Origin of the sequence: Algihabitans albus (assembly GCF_003572205.1) — a bacterium.
In the GTDB taxonomy this organism is placed as follows: domain Bacteria; phylum Pseudomonadota; class Alphaproteobacteria; order Kiloniellales; family DSM-21159; genus Algihabitans; species Algihabitans albus.
The window spans coordinates 172,626-186,697 of record NZ_QXNY01000002.1 but is presented as its reverse complement, the minus strand read 5'-3'; the positions used below and the strand labels follow the sequence as shown (position 1 = coordinate 186,697).

Sequence of the window (14,072 nt, the reverse complement as noted above, 5' to 3'; positions counted from 1 at the left end):
GCGGGCAAGCGGAGCGACTGCGGCTCACGACCGTGGCGGTATGGAGTAGGTCGAGGTGACATGCGCGACCGGGCTGCCCGGGTCGCCGCCCTCGGCGTAGATCGAGACCTCGCCATAGGCCAGCCGCTGGCCGACCTTCAACAGACGGCAGTCACCGATCAAGGCGCCCGGCTGCGGCTTGCGCAGGAAATTGATCGAGAGATTGGTGGTGACCGCCAGTTCGAGCCGGCCGATCGCCGCCATGACCGCGATCCACATGGCATAGTCTGCCAGCGCCATCATCGCCGGGCCGCTGATCGTCCCGCCCGGACGCAGCAGATCCGCATGATCCGGCAAACGGGCCTGGCAACGGCCCCAGCCCAACTCCACGGTCTCCATTCCAAGTTTCTCGACCAGGGGGAGCTGCGGGTCCAGTTCCCGCTTGATCATATCCTTGTCGATCAACGGCAGGCGCTCGGCTGTCGTTCGGCTGGTCATGCGGACGCTCCCCTTCCCATGTCGTTTTTCCTGTCATAGCGCTTGCAAGGCCCCCGGCGGAAGGCCCAGACTTTTCCACTGCCTGCAACCAGACACGACCGGGAAGGAACTCCATGCCCGAGGACGCCATGCAACTGGACTCCGGTCACACGGAGGAAACGCCGATCCTGCTTCGCCAGGATACGGCCGGGGTCGCAAGGCTGACCCTCAATCGGCCAAGGGCCTACAACGCCCTTTCCGAAGAGCTGCTCGCCGCACTGACGGAGGAACTGGGCCGGATCGCCCAGGACGACACTCTGCGCGTCGTGGTGATCGAGAGCGCCGGCAAGGCCTTCTGCCCCGGACACGATCTGAAGCAGATGCGCGGAACGCCGGAGGAAGGGTACTACCGGCGCCTGTTCGCGGCCTGTAGCGATATGATGCTGGCCATCGTACGCCTGCCACAGCCGGTTATCGCCAAGGTCCAGGGCCTCGCGACGGCGGCGGGCTGTCAGCTGGTGGCGACCTGCGACCTGGCCGTGGCAGCCGAAGAGGCGCGCTTCGCGACCAGCGGGATCAACGCCGGCCTCTTCTGCTCGACCCCGGCCGTGGCGCTGAGCCGGAACGTTCCCACCAAGCCGGCCTTCGAAATGCTGGTGACCGGCGATTTCATAAGTGCGGAGCAAGCGCTGCAATGGGGGCTGGTCAACCGTGTCGTTCCGGCGGCGGAACTCGATGCCGCTGTGGCCGATATGACCGGCAAGATCCTGGCCAAATCGGCGGTGGCCGTGCGGATGGGCAAGCAGATGTTCTACCGGCAGCGCGAAAAGAGCCTGGACGAGGCCTATGCCTATGCCGCCGAGATCATGGCCTGTAACATGATGGCCGAAGACGCCGGCGAGGGTCTGGATGCCTTCATCGAGAAGCGCAAACCGGTGTGGAAGGATCGCTGATCGGGCGGCACGCCGCTGAAACCCGTCTCATGGGGATCTTTTCGCGACCCTGATTGCACCCGGCCCGTCGACTGCGCTAGGCAGAGGCGATGAACCTGCCCCGCTTCGTCCTACCTCTCTTCTGCTGTCTGCTTCTCGCCGCGCCGCTGCGCGCTCAGGTGCCGCTGGGCGACCTGCAGATCGGCGTCGACCTCCTGCTCGCTGGTGACGCCGAGTCCGCCGCCGACATCCTGCTGCCGCTCGCCGAGCAAGGCGACGGCGACGCCCGCTATCTGTTGGCGACCGACGCGCAGCTGTCAAAGAGCCTGGCGATGGAGGGCTGGCGCCGCGCCCACGCCAGTCGCGAAGCGGCCGACGAACAGCTGCAGGCCTGGCTCGGGACGACGGCGGATGCCGGCCATCCCGGTGCCCTGGAGGCCATGGTCAGCCGCGGCCAGAATCTGGCAACGCGCATGCACTATGCCGAACGCGGTGCCGCGGCGGGGCTGGCCGTCGCTCAGGAATGGCTCGGTGCCGCACGCTTCGGCGCCTACGCGGAGAGCCAGGCACGGCCGGAAGACGCCGTCGCTTGGCTGGAACTCGCGGCGGAGGCCGGCCGCTCTTCGGCCGCGATCGCGCTGGGCGTCCGCTACCTCTATGGCAACGGCCTTCCGGTCGACGAGGAACGCGGCGTCCGCTGGCTGATTCGCGCAACCGACCTGGGCGACCCCACGGCGCTTCTCCCGCTCGCCCGGGCCGGCGCGACGGAACCCTCCGTGGTCGGCGGTCGGGAGGAGGCCTTGCGCTGGCTGATGACCGCGCAGGAAAACCTGGGCGAGGGTCTGGCGCGCAGTGCCAGAGAGCTGGGCGAATCCCTCGAAAGGGATGCGATCCGGCGGGCCGAGGACGACGCCCGCATCTGGTGGGAGCGCAAACGGGCCGATCTCTCCACGCCGTTGGGCCGAACAGACCGCTGGCTGCAGGAGGCGTTCGAAGAAAGCCGCGACTGGGCCAACTGGGAGGTCGCCTTCCTCGCCTCGAACGTCGATTGCCCCGCGCCGACTCTGCAGCGCCTCGTCATCAACAACTACGAAGCCAGCGGACATTTCGACGCCTGCATGCTGGATGCGCTAAGGGCCTATGGCGTGCGTTAGAGCAGCAACAGGGTCACCACCGTGAAGTAGATCAGCAGACTGAGCACATCCTGCAGGATGGTGCAGATCGGGCCGCTGCCCAGCGCGGGGTCGAAACCCAGGCGCTGAAAGCCCCAGGGCAGCGCCAGGCCGATGACGGCCGAAACCGTACCGGCGCCGAGCACGGCCAGCGCCACGGCGAGCGCCAACAGCCCGTCGTCGAAGATCCACCAGACCGGCAACACGACGATCGACCCCAGTGCCAAACCAATCAAGCTGCCCGTTGCCAGTTCCCGCAGCAGAAGAGGCCCCATCGCCATGCGACGGGCACCGAGGCCGCGAACGGCGACAGACACGGCCTGGGTGCCGATCGCCCCGGCGATGTAGACCAGGGCCGGCACGAAGAAGGCGACGGCGACGTTCGCATTCAAGGTGTGTTCGAAGCGCGCGACCACGAGGGTCGCTAGCGACGAGGCCAGCAGGCCGATCACCAGCCACGGCAGGCGGCGCTTCAGTCGATCGCCAAGCGGTGCCTCCAGAGCGCCCCGCGCGATGTCGTCGCCATCCCGCGAGATGCCAGCGAGACGTTGCAGATCCTCGTCGTGCTCACGGCGAAGAATGAGAGCCAGCGCCTGAGGCGGTACGGCGCCGAGCAGCAGGCCGGCATGATCCACCACCGGAACCGCAACCAGGCCGAGGCGCAGCGCGGCCAGCGCGACGGCTTCCTGATCCTGATCCGGATGAACGGCCGTATGCTCTGGCTCCATGAGCTCCGCCATCGCCTGGTCGGGGCGTGCCGCCAGCAGATCGCTGATATGGACGATCCCTTCCAGACGGCCGTCGCGGTCGGTTACGAAGACTGCCTCTGCGCAATCGAAGTGCCGTCCACGCAGGTCGTCCAGAACCACGGCGGCGCTGTCGCCGGTTTCTGCCCGCGGGACCCTGCTCGCCATGTGCGCCCGAGCGCTCTCGTGCGGCTGCCTGCGCAGGCCCGGCCAGAAGGTCTCGATCGTCGCCATTCCCAACGCCCCTCTTTCCGCTCTCCGAGTCGCTTTGACCCTGTCGCGTCCCAGACCGACGCCTTGGAAGTTCGCTCGCTGGAGAAGCCGAACGCACGAAAGTTGATCGTTTCCCGGAATTCGGAGCATCTTGTCGGCAGTCGCCCGAACATCGCCGCTCCGGCGTTCGTCCAACCGACCACGCAATGCCCTCTTTCGCCGAAGCCTGGATTACGATGACTCACGACAGTTACGCCGACAGCTACCTGCGCCGTATCCTCAAGGAGACCAAGACCATTGCGATGGTCGGCGCCTCCGCCAACTGGAACCGGCCCAGCCACTTCGCGATGAAGTACCTGCAGACAAAGGGCTATCGGGTGATCCCGGTCAACCCCGGACAGGCTGGAAAACCCCTTCTGAACGAGACCTGCTACGCCAGTCTGGCGGAGATCCCCGACAGCTTCGAGCTGGTCGACATCTTCCGCAATTCGGAGGCGGCCGGTGCCATCGTCGAGGAGGCAATTGCCTTGAAGGATAGCAAAGCGATCCGCACTATCTGGATGCAGCTCGGCGTGCGCAACGAGCCAGCGGCCGCGCGCGCCGAGGCCGCCGGACTGCAAGTGGTGATGGACCGCTGCCCAAAGATCGAATTCGGCCGCCTGAACGCCGAGCTCTCGTGGGGCGGCTTCAATTCCGGCATCATAAGCTCCAAGCGCCGCAAGCTCGGCGCGTGAAGGAACCACCGAGGGAGGCACTGCGATCATGAGTAGCGACACACCCGGTTTCGAGACATTGCAGCTTCATGCCGGCACTCAGCCGGATCCGGTCACAGGCGCGCGGCAGACACCGATCTATCAGACCACCTCCTACGTCTTCGAAGATGCCGACCACGCGGCCAGTCTTTTCAATCTCCAGAGCTTCGGTTTCATCTATTCGCGACTGACCAACCCGACGGTGTCGGCCTTGGAGGAGCGGCTCGCTGCGCTGGAGGGCGGACGGGGCGGCACGGCCTGTTCTTCCGGCCACTCGGCGCAACTGCTCGCACTGTTCCCCTTGATGGAAGCGGGCGAGGAAGTAATCGCCTCGACCCGCCTCTACGGCGGTTCGATCACCCAGCTCTCGAAGTCTTTCCGGAAGTTCGGCTGGGCCGTCCGGTTCGTCGACTTCGACGATCACGAGGCCGTGCGCGCCGCTGTAGGTCCGAAGAGCAAGGCGATCTTCTGCGAATCCCTCGCCAATCCCGGCGGCGTCGTCACGGACCTGGAAGCGATCGCAGCCATTGCGGACAAGGCCGGGATCCCGCTCATCGTCGACAACACCATGGCCACGCCCTACCTCTGCCGGCCGATCGATTTCGGCGCCACGCTGGTGGTGCATTCGACCACCAAGTTTCTGACCGGCAATGGGACCGCCATGGGCGGCGCCATCATCGACTCCGGCCGCTTCGACTGGTCCCGGAACAACAAGTTTCCCAGCTTGGCCGGCCCCGAAGAGGCTTACCACGGGCTGAACTTCTACGAGACCTTCGGGGATCTGGCCTTCACCATGCATGCCCATGCGGTCGGCCTGCGCGATCTGGGGCCCTGCCAATCCCCCATGAACGCCTGGCTGACCCTGCTCGGCAGCGAGACTCTGTCGCTGCGCATGGAGCGACACTGCATCAACGCGCTGGCGGTGGCCGAGTTCCTGGAGGGACATCCGCAGGTCGAGTGGGTCTCCTACGCCGGCCTGGGCTCTAGCAAATACAAGCCGCTGACCGACCGGTACCTGCCCAAGGGCGCGGGCGCCGTCTTCACTTTCGGCGTCAAGGGCGGCTACGAGGCCGGTCGCGCGGTGGTCGAGAACTGCGAGATGCTGAGCCACCTCGCCAATATCGGCGATACCCGCTCGCTGATCATCCACCCCGCCTCGACCACGCACCGTCAGTTGACTCTGGAACAGCAGATGGCCGCCGGCGCCGGCCCCGAGGTGGTGCGCCTGTCGATCGGCATCGAAACGCTCGACGACATCATCGCCGATCTCGATCAGGCGCTGATGCAGGCGGAGAGAAAAGCGGCGGAGTAAGTCGTTGGATCTGGTCTCGTCTCTGACGAGACCAGGTCTCCGGCGGCTGACTTGACGTTCGGCCATCGCGGCCAGGCGTCCTTGCAAATCGGATCTTCATTTCGCAGCGATCGCACTCAAAAATAGTTTCTCCCCCAAAGAAAAAATAGTCGATATAATGTTCTCCGAAACCGCCGTGCGTGACCTGAACCTGGGTCAAAAAGCTCACGGATAGTTTGTGATAGATCAGTTTGCCGAGTGCAAACAATTGAAGACGGTGGCTAGTGACGTTGGTACTTTGGTGTATCAATGGAACTTTATGACAGCCGCCCCGTTTAGGTATTTTCTGAGACCGACAACTCGCAAACCTGAGCCTGAAGTCTTCTCGCGGTCCCAAGGCAGCGCAGAGCCGTCGTCGTTGATGGCGCACTCTTGGGGCCACAGGCTTAGAGTCGGCTTCATCCTGCCGCTGGCGGTCATCTGAACCGCTAAGCGCGCTGAGCGCAGGACCGTAAGGCTTGGTTTCGATAGGTCGAGCAAAACCGAAGAAAACCGTCGTCGGGTGGCGCGAGTGGGTCGCCATGCCCGAACTCGGCATAGAGAAGATCAAGGCCAAAATCGATACCGGTGCTCGGACTTCGGCGCTGCATGCCTTTCGTATCGAGCAATTTCAACGCGGCGGTCGCCGCTTGCTGCGCTTCCGTGTGCATCCGCTACAGCGGCTCAGGGACCCTGAGGTGTTGTGCGAGGCCGTCTTGATCGACGAACGCGTCGTGGTCTCCTCGAACGGTGAGAAGGAACATCGCTACGTCGTCGAGACCTCCTTGAAGGTCGGCGGGGAAGAGTGGCCGATCGAGATGACCCTGACCAACCGCGACCAGATGAGCTTTCGCATGCTGCTTGGCCGCCAGGCGCTGCGGCAGCATCTTCTGGTCGATCCTGGACGCTCCTTCACTCTGACAAGCGGCAAACAACGCTCCGGCAAGCCAGTATCCAGCAGGTCAAAGTAGAGAGGAAAAGCCCGTGAAAATCGCGCTGATGGCCCGAAATGCGAGCCTCTACTCCCACCAACGTCTCGTCGAAGCAGCGAAGGACCGCGGGCACGAGATCGAGGTGATCGACACCCTGCGGGTCTATATCAACATTGCCTCCCATCGACCGGAGATGCGGTACAAAGGCGAAAAGCTGGAAGGCTTCGATGCCGTGATCCCGCGCATAGGCGCCTCGATTACCTTCTTCGGCACGGCCGTCCTTCGTCAGTTCGAGGTGATGGGAGTCTATCCACTCAACGAATCGGTGGCCATCGCCCGCTCTCGAGACAAACTGCGCAGCCTTCAACTCCTCGCGCGCCAGGGCATTGGCCTGCCGGTCACGGTCTTCGCCCATTCGACCAGCCAAGCCGACGACATCCTCAACGTACTCGGCGGCGCTCCGGTAATCATCAAACTGCTCGAAGGAACCCAGGGAATCGGGGTCGTGCTGGGCGAAACGCCGGCAGCCGCCAAAAGTATGATTCAGGCCTTCGGCGGGCTCAAAGCCAATATCCTGGTCCAAGAGTTCGTCAAGGAGGCCGGAAGTCAGGACATCCGATGCCTCGTCGTCGGCGAAAGAGTCGTGGCCTCCATGATGCGCAAGGGCGCGGAGGGCGATTTCCGCTCGAACCTGCACCGGGGCGGCGTGGCGCAGTCGATCAAGATCACTCCGGAGGAGCGCTCGACCGCCGTGCGCGCGGCGAACGTGATGGGGCTCAATGTCTGCGGCGTGGACATGCTTCGGTCGAACCACGGCCCCGTGGTCATGGAGGTCAACTCTTCGCCGGGGCTCGAAGGTGTCGAGAAGGCCACTGGCATCGACGTCGCGGGCAGTATCATTCTGTTTCTCGAGAAAAACGCCCGGCCCAATCGGACCAAGACCCGAGGTCGGGGATAGCAAGATCGTGCGCCGCCTTGGAAGACTTCCGCTGCCTTGGGAGACTTCCAAGGCGGCGTCGCAGTGATGCGGGAGACGAGTTATGGATGAAGTGTCCCTTTGGATCAGGGAAGTCAGCGCGACGGCATCGGGCTTCCTCGGTCAGTTCGTCGAATTCCTTCCGACTCTTGGTGGCGCACTGGCCATCCTGATCGTCGGATGGGGGATCGCACGGGTCCTGCGCTCGGCCGGTATCAGGTCGTCAAACTGGCTGAACCGCTTCTTCGACCGGCGCTTCGGCCCCGAGCGGGCGCGTCACCTGCGGATCTCGAATGCCGGCGTCAAACTGCTGGGGAACATCATCTTCTGGGTGATCATCCTCTTCTTCATTACCGCGGCGACCAGGGTCCTTGGGTTGGATGCCTTCTCGGCCTGGCTCGACCGGGTGGTTGCCTATCTTCCGACGCTCTTGGCCGGCGGTCTGATCATCCTGGTCGGGCTGCTGATCAGTTCGCTGGCGCGCGACCTGACCTCGGCCGCCGTCGCATCGGCGGGCGTCGCGCATGCCGAACTCTTCGGGCGCAGCGTGCAGGCCGCGATCCTGATAACCGCCTTGGTCCTGGGCATAAACCAGGTCGGAATCGACGTGACGCTGCTGATCACCCTGATCGCCATCGTCGTCGCAGCGGTCGTCGGCAGTCTATCGCTGGCTTTTGCGCTCGGGGCCAGCAGCTTCGTCAGCAATCTGATCGGATCGCACTATCTCCAGCAGCATTATCGGCCCGGGCAGCAAGCCCGCATGGGTGAAGTGGAGGGCGAGATTCTCGAGCTGACGCCCGTCAGCGTCGTTCTCGCCACCCGTGAAGGGCGAGTGGTCGTGCCGGGAAAAATCTTCAACGATCAAACCACTGCGCTGCTCGCCGAGGAGGTCAAAGATGAGTAGAGCCTCCGAACTAAGTCTCGCATTCCTGCAGAACCATCCGAGCGGCGCCGCCCGCGTGCTCGAGCAGATCGAGCCCGCCGATGCCGCCGCGTTCATAGAGGCATCGCCCGAGGCTTCCGCGGCCTTGGTTCTCAGCTACATGCAGCCCATCCAGGCATCCGCCCTGCTGGTGCGCTGCGCGCCGCTCAAGGCAGCAGCTTTCTTATCCCAAATGACGGCCAGCGCGCGTTCGGTGCTGCTAAGGACTCTGTCGCAACAGCAAGTCATGGAGATTCTGTCGGCGCTTCCGAAGCGAGAGGCGGCGAGCCTGCGCCGTTACCTCGCCTACGGCACGGGAACCGTTGGGGCTTGGATGGACGCACCGCGCGCGATTTTTCCCGTCGACGCTTCCGTCAAGGACTGCCTGGCGGGCATACGCGGCCTGGGCACGCGTGTCGGCTCCGCGATCTTCGCGGTCGACGCCGATCGCAAACTGCTTGGCACGCTCGATATGGACGCGCTGCTCAGCGCCGACGACAAGGACCTGCTGGGAGATCTGCTGGAGAAGGACTTCGTCGCTCTATCGCCCCAGGCGCCGCTGACGAGTGTGGTAACCCTGCAAGCCTGGGACAGTGCACTGTCGCTACCTGTCGCCGACCGCAGCCGGCGTCTGCTCGGCGTCCTGCATTTCGACAGTCTGCGCGAAGGCCTCGTTGCCGACAGTGGCGAGGTCAGCACGGTGCAGATCAACGTCGTGCTCTCGCACATGGTCCAGGCCTTCCTGATCAGCATAATGGGTTTGGTGAACGCGGCAGCGACCGAACCGGGTCTGACGAGACTGTCGGACAAGGGGGAGAGGTGAGATGACCGGTGCTGCCGTCCAAGCCGTCCAGTATCTCAACCGCAGCTACATCCGCGACTTCCCGCTCGATGCGGCCAAGCAGGTGGAGGCGATGCCGCCCGGCGAGGTCGCGGAGATTCTGGCCGAACAGCCGATTCCCTCCATCGCGCCACTGTTCGGTTGGCTGGCGCCCGATGTGGCCGCGAAGCTGTTGTCCTATCTGCCCAAACCCACAGCGACCGGCTTGCTTGAAAGCATGAGCCCCAATGCGACCCTGGTCCTCCTCGGTCAGTACAGCGAGGAGGAACGGCAGTCCTACCTGGAGATGCTGGACGCCAGCCTGCGCAAGGAACTGCAGGATCTCCTGACCTATCCGGACGACTCGGCCGGTCGGCTCATGGAGACGCGTGTCGGTGTTTTTCGGCCCGGTATGAAGGTGTCCCAAGCGCTGGAGCGCCTGCGCCGATCGAAGCTGAGAGGCCTGCACACGCTCTTCCTGGTCGACGACGACAACCGGCTTTCCGCACGGGTCGCGATCCACGACTTGGCGGTGGCCGACCTGGATCAGACTCTGCGCGAGATCGCCGAACCGGTGACCGTCGTCGTTCAGGTCACGGCACCGCGGCACGAAGTCGTCGAGGTTCTGGAGAAGACCCGGCTGCCGAACATCCCGGTGATCGATGTCAGTGGCGGCCTGGTCGGCGTTGTGCGCTATTCGAGCCTGGTGAAGGCGCTGGAGGAGGCGGCGAGCGGCGCGGTCCAGACAATGGTGGGCGCGAGCCGGGACGAGCGGGCCTTGTCAAAGGTATCTTTCGCCGTCCGCAAACGCCAACCCTGGCTGCAGATCAATCTCCTGACGGCTTTTCTGGCCGCGGCCGTGGTCGGGCTGTTCGAGGACACGATCGCGCAAGTCACCGCGCTTGCCATCCTCCTGCCCGTCGTTGCCGGTCAGTCGGGCAACGCCGGCGCTCAAGCGCTCGCAGTGACCATGCGCGGGCTCGCGCTTCGGGAGATTTCCGCGCATCACTGGTTCAAGGTCATGACCAAAGAGGTCAGCACAGGTTTCATCAATGGCGTTTCGATCGCCATGACCTGCGGTTTGGGCGTGTTCATCTGGAGCGGATCTTTCGGTCTCGTGGCTGTCATCGCGGTCTCGATGATCCTGGCGATGGTTGCCGCGGGATTCGCGGGCGCCGTCATTCCCATTATGCTGAAGCGGCTGGGACAAGATCCGGCGCAATCCTCCTCCATTATCCTGACAACGGTCACCGACGTTGCGGGGTTCTTTTCCTTCCTCGGAATTGCGACGCTGCTGATGGGAATACTCTAAGTCGTCCCGGCCGCCCTCACGCCATCAGGGAAGGTCCCGCAACGGGACAGCAGCGGAGATCAAAAGACCGCCATGGAGCTGAACTTGTCCAAGCGATCGAAGCGGGAGTCGATCACCGTCGGCGGAGTCGAAGTTCAACCGGGCCGGCAGGCGACCATCGACCTGCCGATCACCGACCTCTCTACCCATACACCGGTGACCATGCCGGTTCAGGTCGTGCATGGCCGCACCGACGGTCCGCGGCTTTTCGTCTGCGCGGCAATCCATGGCGACGAGATCAACGGCGTCGAGATCATCCGCCGTCTGCTTCGCCTCAGCACGCTCCGTCAGTTGCGCGGTACCTTGATTGCCGTCCCCATCGTGAACGTGCTGGGCTTCGTCTTTCAATCTCGATATCTGCCAGACCGCCGAGATCTCAATCGCTCCTTTCCGGGAAGCGTCGGCGGATCCGTAGCCGGGCGTCTGGCACGGTTGTTCGTCGATGAGGTGGTCAGCAAGTCGACGCACGGTATCGATCTCCACACCGGCGCGATCCATCGTGACAACTTCCCCCAGATCCGCGGCGACCTCGACAATCCCGAGACAGAAAAACTGGCCCTGGCCTTCGGCGTACCGGTGGTGATCAACACGGGTTTTCGCGAGGGCAGCCTGCGCGAAGCGGCAGCCCGAAACAACGTACCGGTCATCGTCTACGAAGCCGGCGAGGCCCTGCGCTTCAACGAGGCCTGCATCCGCGCCGGGGTAAAGGGAATCGTGCGCGTCATGCGCGCCTTGGAAATGCTGCCAGTCGCACCGCCCCGCAGAAAAAAGGTCGCCAGCAAGCCGCTCGTCATAGGCTCGAGCAGATGGATCAGGGCGCCGCAAAGCGGGCTGTTTCGCGCGACCAAGGCGTTGGGAAGCCAGGTCAAGGCGGGGGAGGCCCTGGGCGCCATCGCCAATCCCTTCGGCGACAACGAGAAGACGATCCACTGCACGGTCGATGGCATCGTCATCGGCAGGAGCAACCTTCCTCTGGTCCACGAAGGCGACGCTCTCTTTCATGTGGCTTGCCATCAAGGTACCAAGGTGGTCGCCCGCTCGCTCGACGCCTTCGAACCGGAAGCCGACTACGAAACCGGCACGACCGCAGAGCTGACGGACGAACTACCCATCGTGTGATCGGACCGAACAGCTCGGTCGCAGGTCGTGCGATTTAATTCATGTAAAAAATTAGAAAATATCTTTATTTTATTGCTTTATTGAATAAATGCAGAATTCTGCACGATCGAAGTTCGGCGGCCATCGGGTGTTTCAGCCTCGACCTGGGTGCCGCCGGTCCAATGGCTGAGCTGGACCATGCCGATCGCCACGTTGGTGTTGAAGTCTGGCGACCAGGCAGCCGAGGTCACCTGCCCGACCTGCGTCGTGGTCCCTGGCGCGAAGAGCGGCCAGGGGTCGAGGCAGGGCGCGACCGGATCGCCCTCGACGGCAAGGCTGCGGATCTGACGGACCGGCCCTTCCATGGCCGTCCGCAGCAAGGCGTCGCGCCCGACGCAGCCGATGGCTGTCAGCGTGTCGCAGAAGCGCCCGAGGCCGCATTCCTGCGGCGTGTTCTCCCGAGTCATGTCGTTGCCGTAGGAGAGCAACTGCGCTTCGATGCGCTCGATCAGGTTCGGACAGCCGGCCTTGACCTGCAGATCCGCCCCCTTGGTCATCAAGGCATCCCAGAGAGGTTCCGCCAGCTCCGCCGGCTCGAGATAGATTTCGAAGCCGCCCTGCTTCGAATAACCTGACCGCGCAACGACCAATTCCTGTCCCTGAAAGGGCAGACGGCTGAAGCGGAAGAACCGGATCTCGCGTACGCTGGCGCCGAAGACACGCGACATCAACTCTTCGGCCTGCGGCCCCTGCACCGCCAGGGGTGAAACGTCGGGCTCCGTGATATCGACTTCAAGGCGGAAGCCGTAGGCAAGTCCCTTGACCCAAAACAGCAGATCGCTGTCGGCGATGGAGATCCAATACCGGTCCTCGGCCAGCTTCACCGTAACGGGATCGTTCAACATCCCGCCGGTTTCATCGACCATCGGCGTATAGTAGCAACGACCCGGCATCATCGATCGCAGGTCGCGGGGCGTCAGCATCTGCAGCAAGCGGGACGCATCGCGTCCCCGTACCTCGATCTGCCGCTGACAGCTCACGTCCCAGACCTGCACGTGGCGCTTGAGATGATGGTAGTCGGCCTCCGCGGACTGGAAGGCCGTCGGCAGCAGCATGTGATTGTAGACCGTGTAGGCCTCGACACCGGCCCGCTCGACCCGGTCGGAAAAGGGCGTGCGCCGGACGCGGCGCGACGGTGTCAGGTTAAAGTTCCGCATTGCATCCGGCCCTCCGCACGCGACATCACTCCGGCTTGAGTAGCCGAGATTGCGCGGTCCTGCCACGACAGCCGCGACATGGAGATGGCGTTCCTGGACAAGATGGCGTCGGCCGGATTCACGAGGTGGTTTCGACGCGGGCGGGAAATCCGATCTGGACTCGAAAAGTCGGAGCGAATTGACTGCGATGCTACAGACAAGGCCGCGTAGTGATTTGCGTCATCATGGAGCCGAAATGAGCGCGGACCCCTCAACCGCAGACCTTTCCATCTACGTCGATGCCGACGCTTGCCCGGTGAAGACGGAGATCTACCGCGTCGCCGAGCGCTACGGCCTGAAGGTCTACCTGGTCGCCAACGACATCATGAGCGTGCCGCGCGATCGCCCGGACGTCGAGCTGGTGGTCGTGAGCGACCGCTTCGATGCGGCCGACGACTGGATCGCGGAACGGGCCGGCCCAAGCGACATCGTCGTCACCAACGACGTTCCGCTCGCCAGCCGCTGCGTGAAGTCGGGCGCCTACGTCCTGGCCCCCAACGGACGCGTCTTTTCGTCGGACTCGATCGGCATGTCCCTGGCGGTCCGCAATCTCATGCAGGACCTGCGCGCCGGAGGCGAGATCCTCGGCGGGCCGGCGCCTTTCTCCAAGAAGGATCGCTCGACCTTCCTGTCCGCGCTGGACCTGGCGGCCAACCGCGTGCGCCGACGCCTTCGGACCTGATTCCCCTCCAGGCAGCCCAGCTTCGGTCGCAGGTGACGTCAGTCGTAGGTGGCGATCTCGACCAGGTTGTCGTCGGGATCGCGAATGTAGAGCGAAGTCACGGGGCCAAGCGCACCGACCCTCGCCACGGGACCGGCCACGAGCGGGATACCCGCGGCCTCGAGAGTCCGCCGGACCTGTTCCAGCGGCACCGCGGCGATGAAACAGATATCGGCGGAACCGGGTGTCGGATGACCGGCCTTGGTGTCGATCGGGCTGGGATTGGGGTGCAGGTTGATCTTCTGCCGGCCGAACCGCAGGGCCGTACGGCCCTCACCGAAAGTTTCGCGTTCCAGACCCAAGGCCGTTTCGTAGAAACTGCAGGTTCTCTCGATGTCCTCGACGGTCAGCACCAGGTGATCGAGACTTTCGACCAGCGGCATTGCACTCTCCCC

15 protein-coding genes are annotated in these 14,072 nt (G+C 63.9%); 11 read left to right on the top strand and 4 right to left on the bottom strand.

Going from position 1 to position 14,072, the window contains the following annotated elements; translation table 11 throughout:
* Window positions 1–24 precede the first annotated feature (24 nt).
* A complete protein-coding gene (locus tag DBZ32_RS02410) occupies window positions 25–477 on the bottom strand; it encodes a PaaI family thioesterase (protein ID WP_235829975.1) in 453 nt (150 codons plus the stop codon).
* Window positions 478–590: 113 nt separating this feature from the next.
* Between DBZ32_RS02410 and DBZ32_RS02405 the strand changes: the two genes are divergently transcribed.
* Window positions 591–1,409 carry an enoyl-CoA hydratase gene (locus DBZ32_RS02405; protein WP_235829973.1) on the top strand — a complete coding sequence of 273 codons (819 nt, stop codon included), beginning with the start codon at window positions 591–593 and terminating at the stop codon, window positions 1,407–1,409.
* A gap of 89 nt (window positions 1,410–1,498) precedes the next feature.
* Entirely contained in the window at window positions 1,499–2,542 is a 1,044-nt protein-coding gene (locus DBZ32_RS02400) for a tetratricopeptide repeat protein (protein WP_119165527.1), read from the top strand.
* Here DBZ32_RS02400 and DBZ32_RS02395 read toward each other — a convergent pair.
* Entirely contained in the window at window positions 2,539–3,540 is a 1,002-nt protein-coding gene (locus tag DBZ32_RS02395) for a magnesium transporter (RefSeq protein ID WP_162906521.1), read from the bottom strand. The two genes, DBZ32_RS02400 and DBZ32_RS02395, sit on opposite strands and share 4 nt — an antisense overlap.
* 215 nt (window positions 3,541–3,755) lie before the next feature.
* Here DBZ32_RS02395 and DBZ32_RS02390 point away from each other — a divergent pair, with 215 nt between their 5' ends.
* The 8 genes from DBZ32_RS02390 (at window position 3,756) to DBZ32_RS02355 (ending at window position 11,721) form a co-directional block, all read left to right on the top strand.
* Window positions 3,756–4,253 carry a CoA-binding protein gene (locus DBZ32_RS02390; RefSeq protein ID WP_119166311.1) on the top strand — a complete coding sequence of 166 codons (498 nt, stop codon included), beginning with the start codon at window positions 3,756–3,758 and terminating at the stop codon, window positions 4,251–4,253.
* A gap of 28 nt (window positions 4,254–4,281) precedes the next feature.
* Window positions 4,282–5,583, top strand: coding sequence for an O-acetylhomoserine aminocarboxypropyltransferase (locus tag DBZ32_RS02385; RefSeq protein WP_119165525.1), 1,302 nt, complete (start codon window positions 4,282–4,284; stop codon window positions 5,581–5,583).
* A gap of 497 nt (window positions 5,584–6,080) precedes the next feature.
* Entirely contained in the window at window positions 6,081–6,572 is a 492-nt protein-coding gene (locus tag DBZ32_RS02380; RefSeq protein WP_268877930.1) for an ATP-dependent zinc protease family protein, read from the top strand.
* 13 nt (window positions 6,573–6,585) lie between these two features.
* The gene (gene rimK / locus DBZ32_RS02375; protein ID WP_119165523.1) at window positions 6,586–7,491 is read left to right on the top strand and encodes a 30S ribosomal protein S6--L-glutamate ligase; all 906 of its coding nucleotides are present in this window, start codon (window positions 6,586–6,588) and stop codon (window positions 7,489–7,491) included.
* A gap of 82 nt (window positions 7,492–7,573) precedes the next feature.
* Window positions 7,574–8,413, top strand: a complete 840-nt coding sequence (locus DBZ32_RS02370; protein ID WP_119165522.1) for a mechanosensitive ion channel family protein — start codon at window positions 7,574–7,576, stop codon at window positions 8,411–8,413.
* The gene (locus DBZ32_RS02365; RefSeq protein WP_119165521.1) at window positions 8,406–9,254 is read left to right on the top strand and encodes a magnesium transporter MgtE N-terminal domain-containing protein; all 849 of its coding nucleotides are present in this window, start codon (window positions 8,406–8,408) and stop codon (window positions 9,252–9,254) included. Before DBZ32_RS02370 ends, DBZ32_RS02365 begins: the two co-directional genes overlap by 8 nt.
* A 1-nt stretch (window position 9,255) precedes the next feature.
* Entirely contained in the window at window positions 9,256–10,563 is a 1,308-nt protein-coding gene (mgtE, locus tag DBZ32_RS02360; protein WP_119165520.1) for a magnesium transporter, read from the top strand.
* A gap of 72 nt (window positions 10,564–10,635) precedes the next feature.
* Window positions 10,636–11,721, top strand: a complete 1,086-nt coding sequence (locus DBZ32_RS02355) for a succinylglutamate desuccinylase/aspartoacylase family protein (RefSeq protein ID WP_119165519.1) — start codon at window positions 10,636–10,638, stop codon at window positions 11,719–11,721.
* Window positions 11,722–11,798: 77 nt separating this feature from the next.
* On the opposite strand, the gene DBZ32_RS02350 is transcribed toward DBZ32_RS02355, so the two are convergent.
* The gene (locus DBZ32_RS02350) at window positions 11,799–12,917 is read right to left on the bottom strand and encodes a dimethylsulfoniopropionate demethylase (RefSeq protein ID WP_119165518.1); all 1,119 of its coding nucleotides are present in this window, start codon (window positions 12,915–12,917) and stop codon (window positions 11,799–11,801) included.
* Between the two features lie 235 nt (window positions 12,918–13,152).
* On the opposite strand from DBZ32_RS02350, the gene DBZ32_RS02345 reads away from it, so the two are divergent.
* Entirely contained in the window at window positions 13,153–13,638 is a 486-nt protein-coding gene (locus DBZ32_RS02345) for a YaiI/YqxD family protein (protein ID WP_119165517.1), read from the top strand.
* Between the two features lie 38 nt (window positions 13,639–13,676).
* On the opposite strand, the gene DBZ32_RS02340 is transcribed toward DBZ32_RS02345, so the two are convergent.
* A complete protein-coding gene (locus DBZ32_RS02340) occupies window positions 13,677–14,060 on the bottom strand; it encodes a VOC family protein (protein ID WP_119165516.1) in 384 nt (127 codons plus the stop codon).
* Between the last annotated feature and the right edge of the window lie 12 nt (window positions 14,061–14,072).

Excerpts from the sequence above, each read along its gene's own strand:
- DBZ32_RS02410 (WP_235829975.1), bottom strand. The coding sequence starts at position 477 with ATGACCAGCCGAACGACAGCCGAGCGCCTGCCGTTGATCGACAAGGAT.
- DBZ32_RS02405 (WP_235829973.1), top strand. The coding sequence starts at position 591 with ATGCCCGAGGACGCCATGCAACTGGACTCCGGTCACACGGAGGAAACG.
- DBZ32_RS02400 (WP_119165527.1), top strand. The coding sequence starts at position 1,499 with ATGAACCTGCCCCGCTTCGTCCTACCTCTCTTCTGCTGTCTGCTTCTC.
- DBZ32_RS02395 (WP_162906521.1), bottom strand. The coding sequence starts at position 3,540 with ATGGCGACGATCGAGACCTTCTGGCCGGGCCTGCGCAGGCAGCCGCAC.
- DBZ32_RS02390 (WP_119166311.1), top strand. The coding sequence starts at position 3,756 with ATGACTCACGACAGTTACGCCGACAGCTACCTGCGCCGTATCCTCAAG.
- DBZ32_RS02385 (WP_119165525.1), top strand. The coding sequence starts at position 4,282 with ATGAGTAGCGACACACCCGGTTTCGAGACATTGCAGCTTCATGCCGGC.
- DBZ32_RS02370 (WP_119165522.1), top strand. The coding sequence starts at position 7,574 with ATGGATGAAGTGTCCCTTTGGATCAGGGAAGTCAGCGCGACGGCATCG.
- DBZ32_RS02365 (WP_119165521.1), top strand. The coding sequence starts at position 8,406 with ATGAGTAGAGCCTCCGAACTAAGTCTCGCATTCCTGCAGAACCATCCG.
- mgtE (WP_119165520.1), top strand. The coding sequence starts at position 9,256 with ATGACCGGTGCTGCCGTCCAAGCCGTCCAGTATCTCAACCGCAGCTAC.
- DBZ32_RS02355 (WP_119165519.1), top strand. The coding sequence starts at position 10,636 with ATGGAGCTGAACTTGTCCAAGCGATCGAAGCGGGAGTCGATCACCGTC.
- DBZ32_RS02350 (WP_119165518.1), bottom strand. The coding sequence starts at position 12,917 with ATGCGGAACTTTAACCTGACACCGTCGCGCCGCGTCCGGCGCACGCCC.
- DBZ32_RS02345 (WP_119165517.1), top strand. The coding sequence starts at position 13,153 with ATGAGCGCGGACCCCTCAACCGCAGACCTTTCCATCTACGTCGATGCC.
- DBZ32_RS02340 (WP_119165516.1), bottom strand. The coding sequence starts at position 14,060 with ATGCCGCTGGTCGAAAGTCTCGATCACCTGGTGCTGACCGTCGAGGAC.